The 19115-nt window shown below is 71.5% G+C and carries 15 protein-coding genes and 1 pseudogene; 9 read left to right on the top strand and 7 right to left on the bottom strand.

All coding sequences use genetic code 11. The annotated features are described in order from the left end of the window. Window positions 1–2: 2 nt before the first annotated feature. Together sdhC and ACFVXE_RS22045 are read right to left on the bottom strand one after the other, a co-directional pair. Window positions 3–383, bottom strand: a complete 381-nt coding sequence (sdhC, locus tag ACFVXE_RS22050) for a succinate dehydrogenase, cytochrome b556 subunit (RefSeq protein ID WP_389673315.1) — start codon at window positions 381–383, stop codon at window positions 3–5. 166 nt (window positions 384–549) lie between these two features. Continuing rightward, entirely contained in the window at window positions 550–1197 is a 648-nt protein-coding gene (locus ACFVXE_RS22045; RefSeq protein WP_389673365.1) for a 2-oxo-4-hydroxy-4-carboxy-5-ureidoimidazoline decarboxylase, read from the bottom strand. 267 nt (window positions 1198–1464) lie between these two features. Between ACFVXE_RS22045 and ACFVXE_RS22040 the strand changes: the two genes are divergently transcribed. The 5 genes from ACFVXE_RS22040 to ACFVXE_RS22020 all read left to right on the top strand — a co-directional run bounded on the left by ACFVXE_RS22040 (window position 1465) and on the right by ACFVXE_RS22020 (window position 6975). Further along, a complete protein-coding gene (locus ACFVXE_RS22040) occupies window positions 1465–3069 on the top strand; it encodes a glycoside hydrolase family 20 protein (protein WP_389673314.1) in 1605 nt (534 codons plus the stop codon). Between the two features lie 122 nt (window positions 3070–3191). Beyond that, complete coding sequence (locus ACFVXE_RS22035) at window positions 3192–3962, top strand: DUF4328 domain-containing protein (protein ID WP_389673312.1); 771 nt, start codon at window positions 3192–3194, stop codon at window positions 3960–3962. Between the two features lie 208 nt (window positions 3963–4170). Further along, window positions 4171–4746, top strand: a complete 576-nt coding sequence (locus tag ACFVXE_RS22030) for a hypothetical protein (protein ID WP_389673311.1) — start codon at window positions 4171–4173, stop codon at window positions 4744–4746. Window positions 4747–5104: 358 nt separating this feature from the next. Beyond that, window positions 5105–5821, top strand: coding sequence for an RNA polymerase sigma factor (locus ACFVXE_RS22025; protein WP_389673364.1), 717 nt, complete (start codon window positions 5105–5107; stop codon window positions 5819–5821). Next, window positions 5818–6975, top strand: coding sequence for a hypothetical protein (locus ACFVXE_RS22020; protein ID WP_389673309.1), 1158 nt, complete (start codon window positions 5818–5820; stop codon window positions 6973–6975). Before ACFVXE_RS22025 ends, ACFVXE_RS22020 begins: the two co-directional genes overlap by 4 nt. A 172-nt stretch (window positions 6976–7147) precedes the next feature. Here the strand turns inward: ACFVXE_RS22020 and ACFVXE_RS22015 are convergent, their stop codons facing one another. Further along, window positions 7148–8035 (bottom strand): L,D-transpeptidase family protein, encoded by an 888-nt coding sequence (locus tag ACFVXE_RS22015; protein ID WP_389673307.1) that lies wholly within the window; start codon window positions 8033–8035, stop codon window positions 7148–7150. A 218-nt stretch (window positions 8036–8253) separates the two neighbouring features. On the opposite strand from ACFVXE_RS22015, the gene ACFVXE_RS22010 reads away from it, so the two are divergent. Next, window positions 8254–9834, top strand: a complete 1581-nt coding sequence (locus ACFVXE_RS22010; RefSeq protein WP_389673306.1) for a methylmalonyl-CoA mutase — start codon at window positions 8254–8256, stop codon at window positions 9832–9834. Window positions 9835–9990: 156 nt separating this feature from the next. Beyond that, window positions 9991–10668 carry a leucine efflux protein LeuE gene (leuE, locus tag ACFVXE_RS22005; RefSeq protein ID WP_389673304.1) on the top strand — a complete coding sequence of 226 codons (678 nt, stop codon included), beginning with the start codon at window positions 9991–9993 and terminating at the stop codon, window positions 10666–10668. A 61-nt stretch (window positions 10669–10729) separates the two neighbouring features. Here the strand turns inward: leuE and ACFVXE_RS22000 are convergent. After that, window positions 10730–11236 (bottom strand): annotated as a pseudogene (locus ACFVXE_RS22000) (FAD-dependent monooxygenase); the annotation flags it as partial. A 38-nt stretch (window positions 11237–11274) separates the two neighbouring features. Then, window positions 11275–12435 (bottom strand): acyltransferase family protein, encoded by a 1161-nt coding sequence (locus tag ACFVXE_RS21995; RefSeq protein WP_389673303.1) that lies wholly within the window; start codon window positions 12433–12435, stop codon window positions 11275–11277. A 212-nt stretch (window positions 12436–12647) separates the two neighbouring features. Here ACFVXE_RS21995 and ACFVXE_RS21990 point away from each other — a divergent pair, with 212 nt between their 5' ends. Further along, window positions 12648–14195, top strand: a complete 1548-nt coding sequence (locus ACFVXE_RS21990) for a hypothetical protein (protein WP_389673301.1) — start codon at window positions 12648–12650, stop codon at window positions 14193–14195. Next, complete coding sequence (locus tag ACFVXE_RS21985; RefSeq protein WP_389673299.1) at window positions 14192–16534, top strand: glycosyltransferase; 2343 nt, start codon at window positions 14192–14194, stop codon at window positions 16532–16534. The genes ACFVXE_RS21990 and ACFVXE_RS21985 overlap by 4 nt, the downstream gene beginning before the upstream one ends. Before the next feature lie 70 nt (window positions 16535–16604). Here ACFVXE_RS21985 and ACFVXE_RS21980 read toward each other — a convergent pair whose 3' ends face one another. Next, window positions 16605–17972, bottom strand: coding sequence for a polysialyltransferase family glycosyltransferase (locus ACFVXE_RS21980; RefSeq protein ID WP_389673297.1), 1368 nt, complete (start codon window positions 17970–17972; stop codon window positions 16605–16607). Beyond that, window positions 17969–18952, bottom strand: coding sequence for a glycosyltransferase family 2 protein (locus tag ACFVXE_RS21975; protein ID WP_389673295.1), 984 nt, complete (start codon window positions 18950–18952; stop codon window positions 17969–17971). Before ACFVXE_RS21975 ends, ACFVXE_RS21980 begins: the two co-directional genes overlap by 4 nt. Window positions 18953–19115: the final 163 nt, after the last annotated feature.

Below are 19115 nucleotides of genomic sequence, written 5' to 3'. Positions count from 1 at the left end.
CCTCAGCTCCCGAACAGTTCGCGTACGGCGTGGCCGAGGACGGGGTACAGGGCCCCGACCATCAGCACGACCCAGATACCCACGGCGGTCCAGAGCATCTGCTTCTGGTAGCGCGGGCCCTTGGCCCAGAAGTCCACGGCGACGATGCGGAGACCGTTCAGCGCGTGGAAGAGAATGGCGGCCACCAGGCCGTATTCGAGGAGCGCGACGATCGGCGTCTTGTACGTGGCCACGACGTTGTCGTAGGCCTCGGGGGAGACGCGGACGAGAGCGGTGTCCAGGACGTGTACGAACAGGAAGAAGAAAATGAGGACACCGGTGACTCGATGAGCCACCCAGGACCACATGCCTTCCCGGCCGCGGTACAGCGTTCCAGCCGGCACGGAAGAACCCTCCGGGAGCGGGGATTGGGGTCGGCCGGCTTGACTGTCGGTCTGACCCGGCCGGGTACGGTCCACCGGCCCCGGCCATCGTAGCGACGGTTTGTCGGTTCGTTCGCGCCGGGGCCTCTGGTGTGATCAAAGTGGCAATCAAACAGGCACGGACGGGCTAGAAACGACCTTCCGTCCGACCTTCCGTCCAGGCTTCTGCCCGGATTCCAGTCGGTTCGTCCGCTCGGAGCGTGCCCGTCACCAGCTCGATGATGCGGCCCCGGGCGAGCCTGCGCATCTCGTCGGCCGTGACCACGCGCTCCTCGTCCCGGTCGTGGCCCAGCCTGGTCCGGATGCCCGCCAGCACCTGGTCCGGGTGCTCGGAGGGCCGGAAGGAGTCGAGGCACATCACGAAGACATGGCCGAAGCGGCACTCGTACGCGGCGTGCGCTGCACTCAGCGCGAGGTGTGCGGAGTGCGGCGCGGTCCGGTGCAGTCCGGGGGAGACCTCGGCGGCGAGCGCCTCGCCGAGATCCTCGGGGGCCAGGTCGTACGCCGCCTCGTCGGCGGCGGCGAGAAGGGCGTCCAGCGCGGGGTAGGGGCGGTGCGCAGCCAGCCGCTGTGCCCAGCGCACACTCGCGAAGCAGCCGAGCAGGGCGTCCTCGGCCGCTGCGGTGGACGCGGAGTTGAACCGGTCGAGTCCGGGGGTGCGGTCGCTGACGACGGCCGGGGTCCGGCCGCGGGTGCGGGCGGGCGCGGCGGGGCGGCCCCGCCGCTGCCGCGGTGGTTCCGGGAGGCCGGCGGGGGACTCGCTTGGCCTGGACAGCGTGGGACTCCTCGAATCATCGGCATCGGCATCCGTGCCTCGTGGGCCGAGGGGCAGGAGATGCCAGGGAGATGCAGGGTGAAGGGAGAGACGAATGTGCCCAACGCTAGCGAGGCGGGGCGACGGCCGTCCGACGGATGCACGAATGTCACCCGGAAGGAGAGTTTCGGAACACCTGATGACGAGTTTTCGAGGAGAATGCCCAGCTATCTCCTCACTTCTTCCCTGACCGACTATTTCTCGATGTAATCCGGAGGTTTCTGACCGATGTCGCCCTCACGCCGAGCGCTTGCGACCGGCGCGGCTCTCACCGCCGCGGCCGCCGTGGCGGTCACCGTCGTCGTCTGGCCGGAGGGCTCCGGCACCGGACACCGGAGCGAGGCGTCCGTGGCCGGCACGGCCTCGCACGCCTCACCCTCGCCGACCCGCAGTTACCCGCTCTCCCATGCGCCCCGCACCATCCCGGCCGTCCGTGAGCACGTCCCCGCCCACGGCCCCGGCTGGCGGCCGGAGGGGACCAGTGCCGTGGTGATCGCCGCGGGCAGCCAGCCGCTCGCGGACGAGGCGCAGCTCCTCGCCAAGGAACTGAAGATCCGTTACGGGGGCGCTGTCCCGGCCCGCGCGGGCGATGTGGAGCTGGCCCTCGGCGCCCCCGGCAGCGGGGGCCCCGAGTCGTACACCCTGAAGACCCACGACCGGCGGGTCACCATCACCGGGCCCGACCAGGCCGGCGTCTTCTACGGGACCCGCACCCTGAAGCAGTCGCTGCGCGCGGACGGTGCGATGCCCGAGGGCGAGGTGCGCGACCGCCCCGACCGGCCGCAGCGCGGACTCAATCTCGACATCGCCCGCAAGTACTACACCGTGGGCTGGATCGAGGCCCGGATGCGCGAGATGGCCGACCTCAAGCTCAACCAGCTCGGCCTGCACTTCTCCGACGACCAGGCGTTCCGGATCCAGTCCGACACGCATCCCGAGGTGGTGTCGCCCCAGCACCTCAGCAAGGCCGAGGTCCGGCAGATCCTGGACCTGGCGGGCAGACTGCACATCGACGTGGTCCCCGAGCTCGACTCCCCCGGCCATCTGGGCGCCGTCCTGCGCGCCCACCCCGACCTGCAGCTGCGCAACACGGCCGGGGTGCGTTCGGCCGGATCGATCGACATCTCGAATCCGGGCGCGGCGAAACTCATCGACCAGCTGATCGGGGAGTTCGCGGAGCTCTTCGGCGGCGCGTACTGGCATCTGGGCGGGGACGAGTACCGCGCGCTGACGGTGCAGAACCCGGCCGCCTCGTACCCGCAGCTCCAGCGTGCCGCCCAGCAGAAGTACGGGCAGGCGGCCGGGATCAAGGACCTCGCCACCGGCTGGCTCAACGACCGCGCGGCGGTGGTGCGTCCGCACGGGCAGCAGACCAAGGCGTGGAACGACGGCTTGTTCCGCGGCGGAGTCGTCAAGGCCGACAAGAGCATCCAGGTCGAGTACTGGACGGGCAAGGAGTACGGGGCCCGGCCGCCGGAGGAGTACCTGGCCGAGGGGCGTCGCGTGGTCAACCTCAACGACGAGTTCCTCTATTACGTCCTCGGCCAGCCCAACAACTTCGTCTACCCGACGGGCAAGCGGATCTACGAGCAGTGGACCCCGCTCGTCCTGCGCGGCACCCGGCCGGTCCCGGACCGCTACTCCAAGCAGATCCTGGGCGGACGGTTCGCGGTCTGGGGCGACCTTCCGCAGGCGCAGACCCCGGAGCAGGTGGCGGCCGGGATCCGGATGCCGCTGCGGGCAACCGCCCAGAAGCTCTGGGATCCGGGCAAACCGGCGCTGAGCTGGGCGCAGTTCGAGTCGCTGGCCGGGAAGATCGACAAGGCGGGCTGAACGGGCCGTACCGGATCTCAATGGACAGCACAGTGGGCCAGGGATAGATTCCGCTTGCCGCGCGCTCGGTGAGAGATGCGTGTGTTCTGCGGACAGATCAGAATCCTGGGGGGTTCCACTTCATGCTGTGCTCGACCTGCCGAATCAGACCGTCGGTCACTGCGGAGGGGCGCTGCCTCTCCTGTGCCGGGCCGGTCGCGACAGCGGCACCGGCACCTGCCGCCCCGCTCTTCACTGCGCCGCAGCAGCGGCTGCGCTCACCCGACGGGCTCGCGAGGGCCGTCGTGGTCCTGCTGGTGATCGCCGTCGTGGCCGACCTGCTCTCCGTGCTCGCGGGGCTGAACATCCGCAGCCTGTTCAACGGCATCGCGATGCCCGACGGCGCCGAGGCGAGTCGCGCCGACAACCTGTACGCGGCGACGGGGGTCCTCCAGGTCCTGGTGCTGCTGGCCACCGCCGCCGTCTTCATCATCTGGTTCCGGCGGGTGCGGCTGAACGCCGAGGTGTTCGACGCCGGTGCGCAGCCGATGAAGCCCGGGTGGGCGGTGGGCGCGTGGTTCGTCCCGGTCGCCAACCTGGTGCTGCCGCGCCGGATCGCGGGTGGCATCTGGACCACGAGCGCCCAGACCAACACCGACGGCACCTGGCGCTCGGTCTCCCTGGCCCCGGTCAACCTGTGGTGGGGGGCGTGGATCTTCTCGACGTTCTTCTCCCGGTACGCCTCCCAGAAGTACTCGGATGCCGGGAACGCCCAGGAGATCGTGGACGCCGTCGGCCCCATGCTGGCGGCCGACGTGCTCGACATGGTGGCAGCGGGGCTCGCGATCCTCTTCGTGCGCAAGCTGACCCGGATGCAGGGGGAGCGGGCCGCGCTGGGCCATCCGGTCTGCTGATGTCCGCTCGTCCGGTGTCCCACCGGCCGTCCGGCAGGCCGGAGCGGACCCGCAGGGCCCGGCGGGAGGCGTGATCGCCATGGGGTGCTATTTCGGACTCCGGCAGTGACGATTTCGAGCCATCCGACGCTGAAAGCGGTATGCGGCAGCGGGAAGTGCCGCGTCCCCGTGCGGACCCGCACGGGGACAGGCCGACGGGGAGAAGCCGATGAGCCTGCTGGAACTGATCGCCGCCGCTGACGAGCGGGCGTTGGCCGCGAGCGGAGTCGCCTGCCTCGACCGGTGCCTGCCGCAGCCCGCGGACGGCGCCGACCAGGACCCGTTCCGTCCGCTCTGGGTCGGCTGCGCCGTCGCAGACGAGTGGCAGGACCGTCTGGCGGAGGCCCGCGCGGCGCTGGACGACCTGCCGCCAGGGACCGACGGAGCGGTACCGGCGATACGGAAGCTGCTCGGCGAAGCGCCTGCGGAGCGGACGGATCCGGGGCTGCGGGCATGGGCGGACGCCTGCTCGTCCCTGGCCCTGGAGGTCCACCTCGGCCAGGACGCGACGCCCGGCGCCGGGGCGGAACTGCTGCGGCGCTGCCGGGAGGGCGATCCGGCCGGTGCCGGACCGCTGGTGGCAGGGGAGGTGCGCCGGCAGATCCGGATCCTGGAGATGCTGGCGGAGTCCGGCGCGGCAGCTGCGGGTCTGCGTCAGGTGCTGGACGCCTCGACCGAGGGGCAGCGGGTGCTGCGCGCGGCGACGGCGCGCAGGGCGCGGGGGCGCGGGCCGGACACGGAGTGACCGCGGACGGTGGGTCCCGGGGCGGCGGATGCCCGGTCGCGGCGCGCTTCTCGGGTGCCGGGTGGGCAGGAAGCCGGAGAGTTCCCGGGGAACGACGCCGGGAGCAACGAGGACGACCGGGGCCGCCACCCCCCACAGGAGAGGCCCCGGTCGTCTTCCGCGGGGCCGCAGGACGACCCCGTACTCATCTCTGCGCCATGAGCGCGTTTTCTGTCACACCGGACCGCATCCGAAGAAAGTTGCGGGTTGTACAAGTCATGGACGCAGCCCCCGCGGAGGACGTAGCGTGCTGAGTCGCGCAGGGTGGCGCGGCAGTGGTGACCAGCTGCGATTCAGGACAGCAGGGCGGGTTGAGGGAGTGCTGGGGGACGACGCGGAGCTGACCGCCGCGGTGCTCGCGGCACAGGACGGGGACGAGGAAGCCTTCCGTTCTGTGTACCGCGCAGTGCAGCCGCGGCTGCTGGGCTACATACGGACACTGGTGGGGGAGCCGGACGCCGAGGACGTGGCGTCCGAGTCCTGGCTGCAGATCGCGCGCGACCTCGACCGTTTCAGCGGGGACGCCGACCGTTTCCGCGGCTGGGCGGCACGGATCGCCCGTAACCGGGCCCTCGACCATCTGCGGATGCGGAGCAGGCGCCCCGCGATCGGCGGCGACGAGACGGAGCTGTCCGAGAAGCCCGCCGAGTCCGACACCGCCGACGAGGCGATCGAGGCCCTCGCAACCGGCCGTACGATGTCCCTCATCGCCCAGCTGCCGCAGGACCAGGCGGAGGCCGTCGTGCTGCGGGTGGTGGTCGGACTGGACGCGAAGAGCGCGGCGCAGACGCTGGGCAAGCGGCCGGGGGCGGTACGGACCGCCGCGCACCGCGGGCTGAAGCGGTTGGCGGAGCTGCTCCGCGCGGACGGCGACGACAGCGGCGCGGACAGCGGTGCGGGTGACGGCGCGTCAGGGGGTTCCCTGTCGCGCGGGAGTACGGCAGGCCAGGCTCCGGGGTTCGGTGCGGTGCCCGCCCAGCGCCTCTCCCACACCGGTCTGACGGCGTCCGCCGGTGTGACGCATTCGCGTCCATGAACGCAGAGGGACATGTGATGGCCGACGAGCAGTATGCATGGCTCGACAGGGAAGCCGCGGAGCGATTGTTCCGCGGTGAACCGGTCGAACCTGCCGACGGCCACGCCCGCACCGACGCCGAACGGCTCGCCGCCGCACTGGCCGCCGCCGCCCGCGACGCCCGTCCGGCCGACGCCGAACTGCCGGGCGAGGCCGCCGCGCTGGCCGCGTTCCGGGAGAATTCGCGCGCCGCGCGCGGAAGGGCCGGGGCGACGGCACCCGCGGACGCGCGGCCGGAAGGTGCACAGCCGGCGGCCCGCGATCGCGATACGGAGCACGGCGGGCCGGGGCGGCCCGCGCCGCTCGGGCCGGTACGCATCGGCCGCGCCGCCGCGGCCTCGTCAGGCGGCAGGCCCGCGCCGCGCTGGAGCCGGCCGGTCCGGTACGGCCTGGTCGCGTCGCTCGCGGGCTGCGCGCTCGGCGGAGTGGCCGTCGCCGCGGGTGCGGGCATCCTTCCCGGACCGTTCGGCGGGCACGCCGGCCCGTTGCCGGCATCCTCCGTGTCGGCGTCCGCGGTCCCCGAACAACTGGGTTCGGGGGGCGCGTCCGGCGAGCCGTCCGCCCCGCCGTCCCGCGGCTCGGACACCGCCCCGGACACCGCCGCACCACCCCCGCGCGCCGCCGACGGAACCCGCAGGGGCACGGGTGGCGACGGGGACCGGAACGACCGGTCGGGCGAGGGCGGCAGGAACGGCGACGGCGGCCGGGACGACGGCTCGCACGCCTCGGTCGGGGCCGGCAGCGACAGCACGCCCGGCGATGCCCGGGCCGGCCGGTCCGGTGAGTGGCTGGAGCGGACCCTGCGGGCGTGCCGCGACTACCGCGACGGCAAGCTCGACCCGGAGCGCAGGCGCAGGCTCGAGACCCTGGCCGGCGGGGGCGGTGGCCTGGACCGGTTCTGCCGGCGGCTGGTCGACGGCGAGCAGGGCGGCAACGGCATGGACGGACAGGGCGAGGGCGGCGCGGGCCGGGGCAACAGCAGCTCGGACGCGGTTCGTTCGCTCTGGTTCGGTCCCGCCTCCGCGGAGCCCTCGGTGCCGGTTCACCCGGGCGGTACGGCCGCTGCGACGACGACGTCTCCGGCCGCGCTGCACACCTCCTCGCCCTTCGGATGATCCGCACGGGCGGCCGTGTCGTCGCCGGGTGTGACACTTTTCGGCGCAAGGGCGCTGTACGGAGTGAGCCGACTGGTCATCGGCCGCGCACAGAGCCGGGGTTCCCCCCGTACCTTCGGCTCGGCGCACCAGGCGCGGGCGGGACACGTTCCCCCGGTCCCGCCCGCGCCCCTCACCAGTAGACGACGACCTTGTCGCCGGTGCGGACCTGGTCGAAGAGAGCGGCGATCTTCCCCTCGTCCCGGACGTTCACGCAGCCGTGCGAGGCGCCGCTGTAGCCGCGGGCCGCGAAGTCCGACGAGTAGTGCACCGCTTGGCCGCCGCTGAAGAACATCGCGTACGGCATGGCCGTGTGGTAGATCGTCGACACATGGTGGCGGGACTTCCAGTAGATGGAGAAGGTGCCTTCCCTGGTCGGGGTGTACTCGGAGCCGAACCGCACGTCCATCGACGAGACGACCCGGCCGTCGATCATCCACGCCAGGGTCCGGCTGTTCTTGCTGATGCAGAGCACCCGCCCGGTCATGCAGCGCGGGTCGGGACTGCCGAGGGGGCGTGAGGTCGGCGGGTTCAGCTCGGCGGCCGTCGGCTTCCGCGTCATGGCGAGGAGCTTCTGCCAGGTGAGGCTGTCCGTCCTGCCCGTACGCGACAGCCCGCGCTTGCCCTGGAAGGACTGCACGGCGGCGACGGTGAGCGTGCCGTAGTAGCCCGTCGGGCTGCGGTCGAAGTGGCCGATCTGACGGAGCCGGGCCTGCAGCTCGCGCACCTGCTTGCCCTCTGCACCGCTCGCCATCAGCGTCGTGCTCTGCGGACCGGGTTCCGGCGACTTCGAGGGGGACGGCTCCGGCTGCGAGGGGGACGCGGCGGGCTTGGCGTCGTCGGTCGCCGGGGCGGATGCCTCCGGCGCGGACGGGTGCCGCGCCGGGGAACCGCTGGAGGCGTCGGCCCGGCAGCCCGCGGTCGTGATGCCGAGTGCGAGCACGGTGACGGCGGCCACCGCCGTACCGCCTGCCCGGCGCACCGGTCCGGAACCGATCCTGGTCCTGCGTATGCCTGCCATCGCGGCCCCCTGGTTGCTTCGGTCTCCATGAAGACGGATTCCCGCTCTGCCCGGTTGCCAAAGCCCCCGCATGATGGTCAGTGCGGTGGCGGCGGCCCCGGGCGCACGCTGTGAGCAAGGTCCCAGCAGGTGCCCCTGCACCGGTCGCACGCCCGCCGCTACAGTCCGTCGCGAGGATCGTTGGTTACCAGTAGGTAGCTTCATGGGAGGTACAGCAGATGACGCGCGAGTCGGAGTCGGGACTGCCCATCGAGCCGGTGTACGGGCCGGACGCACTCGACGGATGGAACGCCGGCGACAAGCTGGGAGAGCCGGGCGCCTACCCCTTCACGCGCGGCGTGTACCCGACGATGTACACCGGCCGGCCCTGGACGATGCGGCAGTACGCGGGCTTCGGTACGGCGACGGAGTCGAACGCCCGCTACAAGCAGCTGATCGCCAACGGCACGATGGGCCTGTCCGTCGCCTTCGACCTGCCCACCCAGATGGGTCACGACTCCGACGCGCCGATCGCCTCCGGCGAGGTCGGCAAGGTCGGGGTGGCGATCGACTCGATCGACGACATGCGGATCCTGTTCGGCGGCATCCCGCTGGACAAGGTCTCCACGTCCATGACGATCAACGCCCCCGCCGCGCTCCTGCTGCTGCTCTACCAGCTGGTCGGTGAGGAGCAGGGCGTCCCGGCCGACCGGCTGACCGGCACCATCCAGAACGACGTCCTGAAGGAGTACATCGCCCGCGGCACGTACATCTTCCCGCCCAAGCCCTCGCTGCGGCTGATCGCCGACATCTTCAAGTACTGCAAGGCCGAGATCCCGAAGTGGAACACGATCTCGATCTCCGGCTACCACATGGCGGAGGCCGGCGCCTCGCCCGCGCAGGAGATCGCGTTCACCCTCGCGGACGGCATCGAATACGTCCGCACCGCCGTCGCGGCCGGCATGGACGTCGACGACTTCGCCCCCCGGCTCTCCTTCTTCTTCGTCGCCCGCACGACGATCCTCGAAGAGGTCGCCAAGTTCCGCGCCGCCCGCCGGATCTGGGCCCGGGTCATGAAGGAGGAGTTCGGGGCCAGGGACCCCAAGTCGCTGATGCTCCGCTTCCACACCCAGACCGCCGGCGTCCAGCTCACCGCGCAGCAGCCGGAGGTGAACCTGGTGCGCGTCGCGATCCAGGGGCTCGGCGCGGTCCTCGGCGGTACGCAGTCGCTGCACACCAATTCGTTCGACGAGGCGATCGCCCTGCCGACCGACAAGTCCGCCCGGCTCGCGCTCCGGACCCAGCAGGTACTGGCGTACGAGACCGACGTCACGGCCACCGTCGACCCGTTCGCCGGTTCGTACGTCGTCGAGCGGATGACGGACGACGTGGAGGCGGCCGCGCTGGAGCTGATGGGCAGGGTCGAGGACATGGGCGGCGCGGTCGACGCGATCGAGCGCGGCTTCCAGAAGAGCGAGATCGAGCGCAGCGCCTACCGCATCGCCCAGGAGACGGACAGCGCGGAGCGCGTCGTGGTCGGTGTCAACCGCTTCCAGCTCGACGAGGAGGAGCCGTACGAGCCGCTCCGCGTCGACCCGGCGATCGAGGCGCAGCAGGCGGCCCGGCTGGCGAAGCTGCGCGCCGGACGCGACGGTGCGGCGGTCGACGAGGCGCTCGGCCGGCTGAAGAAGGCGGCCGAGGGGACGGACAACGTGCTGTATCCGATGAAGGACGCGCTGGCGGCGCGGGCGACGGTCGGCGAGGTCTGCAACGCGCTGCGGGAGGTCTGGGGGACGTACGTCCCGACGGACGCGTTCTGAGCGCCGGCGCGGATGTCCTCCCGCGGGGTGCCGGCAGCCACGGACGGGTCAGTGGGGGCGGCCCCGGAACGAGGCCGTCGCGGCGGCCGCTGAGGCCCTGACCGGTACGCGGGACGCCCGACCGCATTGTCGTACCCCTGTGCGACACTCGCTCTCATGCTGGGTGTCACTGATCTGCCGACCTATCTCGTCGGCCTCGTGCTGATCGTTCTGCTGCCGGGGCCGAATTCGCTGTACGTGCTCTCCGTCTCCGCCCGGCGCGGTGTGCGGAGCGGATATGTGGCGGCGGCCGGAGTGTGGACCGGTGACACCGTGCTGATGACGCTGGCCGCGCTCGGCGCCGCCTCGCTGCTGCAGACGACTCCCATTCTCTTCGCGATCGTCAAGTACGCGGGCGCGGGCTATCTGACCTGGCTGGCGATCGGCATGCTGCGGGCCGCGGCGTCCATGTGGCGCGAGCGGCACCGGCAGATGGTCGAGCTGGCGGCCGAGACCGCCCGGCCGGACGGGGCGAAGACGGCGTCCGGGACGGTGGAGCGGCCGTACCGGCGGGCACTGGTGGTGAGCCTCTTCAACCCGAAGGCGATCCTCTTCCTGATCTCGTTCTTCGTGCAGTTCGTCGACCCCGGGTACGCCTATCCGGCCCTCTCCTTCCTGCTGTTGGGGACGCTGCTGCAGGCCGCGAGCTTCCTCTACCTGTCGGCGCTGATATTCGGCGGCACCCGGCTGTCCGCCGCGTTCCGCCGACGCAAGAGGCTGTCGGCGGGTGCGACCTCGGCGGCGGGCGTGCTGTTCCTCGGTTTCGCGGCGAAGCTCTCGCTCAGCAGCGTGTGAGACCGGCGGGCCGGCCGTCGGTCTCACACACCGCACCGGAGGGGACCCGGGCCGCGGGGACTCAGCTGCGGGTGGCGCCGAGACCGAGCGGTGCCAGACAGTCGGCGAGCCCCGAGGCGTCGTCGCCCGCCCAGCCCACGTACCCGTCGGGCCGGATCAGGAAGAGGCCCTTCCCGTACGCCTCGTAGGCGTCGATGCGGTGGACGCGGACCATGGCGTCGTCGAACGCGGGAAGCCCGGCGTCCGTGCCGACGGAGAGCAGCGTGAAGTGCGGCCCCCGGAACACGTCGAAGAGGCGCAGGCCGTCGCCGGCCGGCCCGTCCGGGGCCCGGTCGCCCGCCTCCAGCGCCCCCGCGCGCCCGGTCGACAGCGGCCCCTCGCGGTAACCGAGACCCAGCTGCTGGGCGGCCGCGCCGCGCTCCTGCTCGCCGCGGTGGATACGGGTGGAGAGCCCCAGCATGCCGGCGGCGACCGGCCGGCGCTCCGCCTCGTAGCTGTCGAGCAGCGCCGCAGGTGCGCCGTGCCGCAGCACCTGGCCGAGCTTCCAGCCCAGGTTGTACGCGTCCTGGCCGATCGAGGCCCGGTACGGGGTGCGCTGAGCGGCGATCAGGCGGAGCGGGCCACCGTCCCGCCCGACAGCGCGCGACGCAGCCGCGGGGTGAGCAGACGCTCGACGTACCGGTGCATCAGCCAGGCCAGTACCAGCATCAGCACCACGGTGAGCGCCGCCGTCTCCCAGGCGGGGATGCCGAAGCGGCGGTGCAGCGTGCCCACCACCACCCACCCCAGATGTTCATGGACGAGGTAGAAGGGGTACGTCAGCGCTCCGGCGACCGTCAGCCACGGATGGTCGAATCGGGCGAGGGCGCCGACCGCGATGGCGGCGACCGCGCAGAACCCCGCGGTCACGATCGCGATGATGACCAGCGAGGAGCGGTACGAGAAGTCGTGCGGACCCGCCGGGTGCCACAGATCGGCCACCGCGTAGTGCTGGCCGAGCAGCCAGCTGACCCCGACGATGCCCCAGGCGGTGGCGTCCCGCCGGTTGCGGTGGACGAGGTAGAGCCCGATGCCGCCGATGAAGAACGGGGCGTACTCCGGCATCAGGACCACGTCGAGCAGCGGCTCGCCGGACGCCTTGCCGAGTGCCGAGGCCAGCGTCCACACGGCGCAGAACAGCACGATGCGCCGCCGGCCGGCCCCCGGCAGGACGACGCACACGGCGAACAGGGCGTAGAACCGGATCTCCGCCCACAGCGTCCAGCACACGCCCAGCACCCGGTCCACGCCCAGCGGCTGCTGCAGCAGCGTCAGATTGACCAGCACGTCGCTGGGGGAGACCGCCTCGTACACCACCGCGGGCAGCGCGAAGACCAGCGTCACCAGCAGCACCGACACCCAGTACGCGGGCAGCAGCCGGGCGGCCCGGGAGGCGAAGAACGAAGCCAGGCTGCGGCCCCAGCCGCTCATGCAGATCACGAAGCCGCTGATGACGAAGAAGATCTGCACCCCGAGACAGCCGTAGGCGAACCAGGTGTGCGCGGAGGGGAACAGGGAGGCGGCGGACACCCCCCACGCCTTCGTGATCTCACCGCCCCGGCCGCCGTAGTGGTACGCCGCGACCATCAGCGCGGCGACCAGCCGCAGCCCGTCCAGCGCACGCAGCCGCGGCCTGGCGCGGGGCCGCGGCGGCCGGATTCCGTCCTGCGCCGGACCGGCCGGAGCCCGTTCGACGGTCCTGCCCGGTATCTCCGGTGTGATGGTCACTGACGTCCCTTCCCACGGTGGCGAAGGGTCAGGCTAGGACGCCGGAAGGCCCGGAAACGCGCGGAGGGAAGCAGTTTCCCGTGCTGACAGGGCGAGTTCATCTCGCGGCCGTTCAGGTTTCTTAACGTGCTACGGAACCTCGAAGGTCGCCGAACATCCGTACCCCTTCCTACGCCCCTTCCCCCCACGGGCACCCAGACGCTTGGAGCGCCATGACGAAAGCCCGCACCCGCTGGCCACGGCAACGTGACGCGGAGGACGCGGCCCCGCCCGAAGGCGGCACGTCCCACCTCGCCACCGTCCGGCCGGCGGAACTGGAGACCTGCCTGCGCGCGTGCGCCGCGCACAGCGGGAAGCTGGTCGCCGGGCTCGACCGGCGGCGCGCCGCGCTCGCGGAGGCGCTGCGGAGCCTGCTGGCCACCCACGCCACCATGGAGCAGTCGGCCCCCGCGGCCTCCCCGGTGCCGCTGCTGCGACGCCCAGGGAAGGGCGGACCGGGTTCCGCGCTCGTCCTCGGCGACGCCCTGCTCAACCCGCTGCTCGCGGTCGGCAACAAGGCGCTGGACTGCGGTTACGAGGACGAGCTGAAGCTCGCGATCCTCATCACCGACACCGTCCTGACGCAGCGCAAGCGCTCCCGCGCTGGCTGGCGGCTGCGGGCCCGGACGCTGGAGGCGATGGGCGCGGAGGCCGCCGCCGTCGACGCGTACGAGCACTACCTCGCGCTGACCGAGGACGACGGCTTCGGGGTGGCGGCGAAGATCGCCGGCCTGCGGGTGGGCGCCGAGCGTCAGAACGAGCTGCTGCGGAAGCTGGAGCGCGACTGCCCGGAGGCCGCCGCATTCGCCGGCCGGTCCGTCACCGCGTCCTGGGCCGAGGGTCTGGCGCTGCGGGAGCGCGGCGACTGGCAGGCGGCCCGGCCGCGGCTGATCGGCGCCCTGATGGCGCAGGCCCGGAGCGGTGCCCCGGTGCCGGAGATCCAGGAGGCCGCCTCCCAGTACCTGGCCCTCGCGATGGAAGCGGGCGGAATGGCGGGCAGCGGCGCCGCCGGACCCGCCGACCCCACCGGACCGGCACTTCTCACCGACCTGGTCGCGCTCTACGCCGAGCAGCGCAGGGCCCGGATGCGCGGCCCGATCGGCGACCCCACCTTCGGGGACGTCGAATGGACGACGCTCGGTGAGTTCCGCAACCGCATCGCGGGCAAGTCGATCTGCCTGATCGCCAACTCGCAGCGCGTCGGGACCAGTTCCATGGGGGCCGAGATCGACGCGTACGACCTGGTCGTCCGCTTCAACTCGTACCGGATCGACCCGTCGGCCACCGGACGGCGCACCGACATCCACGCGACCATCCACAAGCACGGCTTCAACTGGGACCAGAAGGTCCACACCCGGCTGGTGTTCGGCGGGCTCTCGGGCGACTGGAAGTACTCGCTGCGCAACCGGCTGGTGCCGGGCGCCCAGCAGTACCTCGGCGACGAATCGCTGCGCTGGCCGCTGCGCGACATCGGCAAGGTCGGCGCCGACGTCTGGCCGGCCATCCCCACCAGCGGCTTCAACATGCTGTGGCTGCTGGACCACCTGGACGTCAGCCCGCAACTCGACCTGATCGGCTTCGACTTCTACGAAAGCGGTGCCTACCGGCTGCCCGCGGCGATGAAGATGCCCATCACCTCCGTGCACGAGTACACCAGCGAAAAGGCGTGGGTCATGGAACGCGCCCAGAGCGTCACCGATATGAGGATCAGACTGCGATGACGACGCCCACCGTGCCCGCGCCCGCACTCCGGGCCCCCGCCCCCGCGAACGCCCTCACCGGCAAGCGCCGGGTCGCCTTCGCGAGCTTCGTGGACGAGAACTACCTGCCGGGCTTCCTCGCCCTGCTGCGCAGTCTCGCCCTGTCCAACCCCGGTGTCTGCGAGGACTTCCTCGTCCTGCACGACGGACTGCGCCCCGACTCCGTCGCCCGGATCCGGGCGCTGCACCCGCGCGTCGACTTCCGCCGGGTCGACGCCGAGCACTACGACTCGTACGCCAAGGGCGACCAGGACAACTACCTGGTGCGCAAGGCGTACTTCATCCTCGACGTGTTCCGGGTGCGTGAATACGACACCGTGATCACCCTGGACACCGACATGGTGGTCCTCGGAGATCTCGGCGAACTGCTGCAGCTGCGCGACGGGCTGGCCGCCGTGCCGCAGTTCTTCTACGGGCAGCACAAGCTCAACAGCGGGCTGCTGGTCATCCAGCGCGAGTACCTGAGCGACGAGTTCTGCGCGCGGATCGACGAGGTCGGCCGCAAGGGGACGTACGAGCTCGACAAGCACGACCAGGGCATCCTCAACGCCGTTCTCGACGGCGGCTTCGTACAGCTCGACGCCCGCTACAACTTCGTCAAGCGGCGGCTCTCCGGCGATCTCCCGGTGCCCGACGACACCGCGATCCTGCACTTCACCGGGCGGCACAAGCCCTGGCAGGGCGGCGAGGCGGGCTACGCGCAGGCCGAGGACCGCTGGCGTGAATTCGAGCTGTCCGACGCCGAGTTCCACGCCGCGTACGTGGCGCTGCCCGGCACCAAGCACCACGACCTGCTGGTGCACTACGGCACCCCGCACGTCCGCCGCACCGCCGACCCGGAGAGCGCCCGCCGGGTCGCCGCCGCGCACATCGCCGCGGGGGAGTACCAGGAGGCGGCCGACCTGCTCGGCGGCGTCCGGATACCGGTCGACGACGCCTGGCCGCACGAGGTGCTCGGCCACGCGCTGATGAGCGTCTCGCGTTACGAGGAGGCCCGCGCCCAGCTCCTCCTCGCCACCGCCGCCCCCAACAGGGCGGCGACCTCCTTCGCGCGGCTCGCCCAGATCGCCTGGATCCACGGCGACGACGCCACGGCCGCGGAGTACGCCCTCGAAGGGCTCGGGGTCGACCCGACCCACCGGGCGAACCGCCTCATGTACAAGCGCACCAAGGACGCGGCCACCCCCGTGGAGGGACCGGCCGCCGATCAGCTCGCGCATGTCGCCTTCTACATGGACCGCCAGGGCAACGCCGGGGACAAGCTCCTCCCGGAGAGCGTCCGGCTGGCCTTCGGCCAGGACACCGGGCCGGCCCGCTGGCATTCGGTCCACGCCCACCGGCTCTTCGACGAGGCCGCGCTGGAACGGGTCAACGCCCGGCGCGGACTGGTCATCGGCGGCGGCGGCCTCTTCATCCCGGACACCGCGCCGAACGGCAACAGCGGCTGGCAGTGGAACGTCCCCGACGCGCTGCTGGAGCGGATCGACGTACCCGTCATGGTGTACGCGGTCGGGTTCAACGCCTTCGACGGACAGGCCTACGGCCACGGCCGGGACCGGTTCCTCTCCTCGTTGCGGAAGCTGGTCGAACGCGCCTCGTTCTTCGGGCTGCGCAACCACGGATCGATCGAGAAGGTCCGGGAGCTGCTGCCGCCGTCGCTGCACGACAAGGTCCGTTTCCAGCCCTGCCCGACCACGGTCACCCGGCAGCTGGTGAAGGGGTGGACCGACCCCGCGCAGCGCGAGAACACCGTGCTGATCAACGCCGCCTACGACCGGTCCGGACTCCGCTTCGGCCATGACTACGCGCACTTCCTCGCCGAGATGGCCACCGCGGTCAAGGAGATCGGCAAGCACGCCGAGGTGCGGTGCGTGGCGCACTCGCTGGACGACGAGCGGATCGCCTTCGACCTGCGGCGCGAGCACGGCATCTCGTTGCCGGTGATCCCGATGTACGACTTCGAGAACGACGAGATCCGGTCCACGTACGCCCGGACCAAGCTGGTCATCGGGATGCGCGGGCACGCGGGGATGATTCCGTTCGGTGTCGGTACGCCGATCATCAGCCTCATCTCGCACCCGAAGATGGCGTACTTCCTGTCCGACATCGACCGGCCGCAGTGGGGCATCTCCGTCCACGACCGCCACCTCGGCGCGCGGCTCGCGGAGCGCGCGGCAGGGCTGCTCGACGACCACGCGGCGACGGTCGCCGACGTGCACGGCCGGCAGCAGGAACTCTGGAAGGTCACCGAGGCCAACGCCGCGGACCTCCGGGTGATCCAGGGCGGCGTGCGCGTCTGACGGCACTGCGAAGGGGGCGGGGCGCCGGCCGGGCGCCCCGCCCCCTTCGTCCGTCCTCGGCCGCTCCGGCCTACCGGAGCACCACCCGCCGCAACGACTTCGCCCGCCGCGCGACCCTGCGCACCGCGGCGCTCCGCGGCAGGAACGCGAACTGCGCGGGCACCCCGCCCGGCAGTCCGAGCGAAGTGAGCCGCTTGCGCTTGAAGTAGCGCCAGGTCGACGCCGTGAGACGGGTGGAGAGATACTGCTCCGCGGCCGCCCGCAGCTCCGGGTAGATCTTCGGCTGCATCGTGAAGCCGACCGCGGTGACCAGCTCGTTCAGCGCGGCCGGCGCCACCGCGTCCGCGGCCGTGACCCCGTCGACGAGGTCCGGCACCAGCGCGTCCACCAGCGTCACCGGAACCCGGTTGCTGTTCTCGAACGGCGAGAGCCGGTCCAGCAGCATCTCCGTGCCCACCCGGGCGACCGGCAGCCCGTAGAACGCGGACGCCGTGAGCAGCGCGGTCGAGAAGCAGCCGACGACCAGGGCCGGCCGCATCCGCTGATAGAGCACCTCGGCCAGGACCGGCGCGGTCAGCACCCCCGAGTCCAGCACGGTCAGCTCCGCGCCGAGCTCCGCCGCCTCCGCCTCCATCGCCCGCGACCACTGCGCGGGCGCCGTCGGATGCGGCTTGAACACCAGCCGGGTGTGGCCCCGTCCGACCGCCCCGCGCATCATCCGCAGATGCAGCTTCTCCTCCTCCGCCGCGCTGATCAGTCCCAGCGCGGAGAGGTACTGGCCGAGCAGCAGCGCGGGGGCCTCCACGGACGGCACGCTCCCCACCACGTCGTGCGCGTCGCCCAGTTCACCGAGGACCTTCAGGAACGCCTCGGTCGGCACGGTCTGCGACGCCACCCCGAACTCCGTGAGCAGCAAGGGCTTCAGCCCCGGCACGAGGTCGAGATGGAGCAGCCGCCGCACCCGGGTGCCGATCAGCGGGTCGATCTTGTTCCTGGTCGGGCCGTAGCTCATCAGCCCGTCCGCGTACACCTCGATCGGGGCGCCGGTGAAGATCTGGGCGACGGCCATGGCCGGGTTGACCTGGATCGACTCGACCGCGAGCTCGACGGTGTCGTCGCCGAGCCCCCAGGCGAGGCGCAGATACCGCTCCCACAGCGGCAGATCGTCCGGGCGCGGGGACCAGCCGCTCGGGTGGAAGGGGGCGATGGCGCCGTTCCACGACACCACGTCGTCGAACCGGCCGCGCAGTGCGTCGAACCCGGGCATCGCGTCGAGCGCCGGTGTCGTCTCCGGGATCGCCGCGTTGTTCGAGACGAGCAGGATGCGGCGGCCGGCGTCCGCGAAGACGCCCGCGTCCAGCGCGGCGGTGAGGGTGGCCGCGCCGTAGAGGGTGGAGGCGAAGAAGATCTGTGTCGTACGGGTCCGGCTGCTGTTCATGCGGCCGTCACCTCCTTCGCGGTGGCCGGGCGGCGGCGCAGCCGGCGCAGCAGGGTCGCCCGCTGCACGTCCATCGAGTCCAGGGCATCGTCCAGCACGTCCTGCGGCATTCGCTTGAGTGCAGCCGCACTCATCGACTTCAGTGCACGGGCCACAGCGGGTTCGAATCTCTCCATCGAGGCCATGTGATGGGAAATGATGGCGCAATACGTGCGGACCGCTTTGGGCAGCAGGGCCGGTGCCTCGGGGTCCGCCGCCGTTTCCCGTACCACTTGGTCGAATGAGCGAATGAAATCGAGCTGGCGCACATCACCGATCTGCGTCAGTGACGAGGCGACGCCGCGCCGGTAGAAAATTCCGAGAAGTCCCAGCACCGCGAAGGAATCCGCCTCGCGGTGCAGCCGCCAGATCCACGGCCGGTCCTCCGCCGTGCGCAGACCGTCGGTGAAGTGCAGCAGCCCGCGGTCCAGGAGACGCCGGTGGTAGAGGCCCGCCCAGGCGTACGGGTAGTCGACCGAGGTGGTCCGCCCGGCGGGCAGGATCGCGTCCCTCGGGTCCATGACCACGTCCCGCCTGCCGTGCGGGACGCGATGCACCGTACGGGTCCTGCCCTCGGTCTGGACGTGATCGGTACGGACGAAGTCGCAGCCCAGCGCCTCGGTGCGGGCGAGGAGCCCGGCGAGGTACCCGGGGGCGAGCCAGTCGTCGCCGTCCAGGAAGGCGAGGTACTCGCCCCGGGACGCGTCCAGACCGGTGTTCCGGGCGGTGGCCAGCCCGCCGTTCTGCGTGTGTCTGCGTACGACCACCCCCGGAATCTCGTCCTCGGCGCGGCGCAGTATGTCCGCGGTCCCGTCGGTAGAACAGTCGTCGACGAGGATGAATTCGAAGTCCTCGCGGGCGTTGGCCCGCAGGCTTCTCAGGGTGTCGGGGGCGTATGTCTGCACGTTGTAGAACGGCACGACGACGGAGAGCTTGACCACCCGTCTCACGCTAGGCGGGTGCTCGTCATTTGCCCTGGCCCCTGGAGGGACGACAGGTGAACGACGAATGTCGAAATGATGAACCGGACCGAATCCATGGTGGTCGTGGACCTTTTGTGGAGTCGATTCGCCAAGCGTCGGCGGGCTGTTAACCAGTTGTTGC

Source organism: Streptomyces sp. NPDC058231 (genome assembly GCF_042882275.1).
GTDB lineage: Bacteria > Actinomycetota > Actinomycetes > Streptomycetales > Streptomycetaceae > Streptomyces.
Note: the sequence above shows the minus strand (reverse complement) of the source record. Positions and strands in the feature narration are given on the sequence as shown.

What these genes read in the sequence shown, in the direction of transcription:
- leuE (WP_389673304.1), top strand. Translation starts at nt 9,991, where the DNA reads ATGCTGGGTGTCACTGATCTGCCGACCTATCTCGTCGGCCTCGTGCTG.
- ACFVXE_RS21990 (WP_389673301.1), top strand. Translation starts at nt 12,648, where the DNA reads ATGACGAAAGCCCGCACCCGCTGGCCACGGCAACGTGACGCGGAGGAC.
- ACFVXE_RS21980 (WP_389673297.1), bottom strand. Translation starts at nt 17,972, where the DNA reads ATGAACAGCAGCCGGACCCGTACGACACAGATCTTCTTCGCCTCCACC.
- ACFVXE_RS22030 (WP_389673311.1), top strand. Translation starts at nt 4,171, where the DNA reads ATGAGCCTGCTGGAACTGATCGCCGCCGCTGACGAGCGGGCGTTGGCC.
- ACFVXE_RS21985 (WP_389673299.1), top strand. Translation starts at nt 14,192, where the DNA reads ATGACGACGCCCACCGTGCCCGCGCCCGCACTCCGGGCCCCCGCCCCC.
- ACFVXE_RS22035 (WP_389673312.1), top strand. Translation starts at nt 3,192, where the DNA reads ATGCTGTGCTCGACCTGCCGAATCAGACCGTCGGTCACTGCGGAGGGG.
- ACFVXE_RS22015 (WP_389673307.1), bottom strand. Translation starts at nt 8,035, where the DNA reads ATGGCAGGCATACGCAGGACCAGGATCGGTTCCGGACCGGTGCGCCGG.
- ACFVXE_RS22010 (WP_389673306.1), top strand. Translation starts at nt 8,254, where the DNA reads ATGACGCGCGAGTCGGAGTCGGGACTGCCCATCGAGCCGGTGTACGGG.
- ACFVXE_RS22040 (WP_389673314.1), top strand. Translation starts at nt 1,465, where the DNA reads ATGTCGCCCTCACGCCGAGCGCTTGCGACCGGCGCGGCTCTCACCGCC.
- ACFVXE_RS22020 (WP_389673309.1), top strand. Translation starts at nt 5,818, where the DNA reads ATGAACGCAGAGGGACATGTGATGGCCGACGAGCAGTATGCATGGCTC.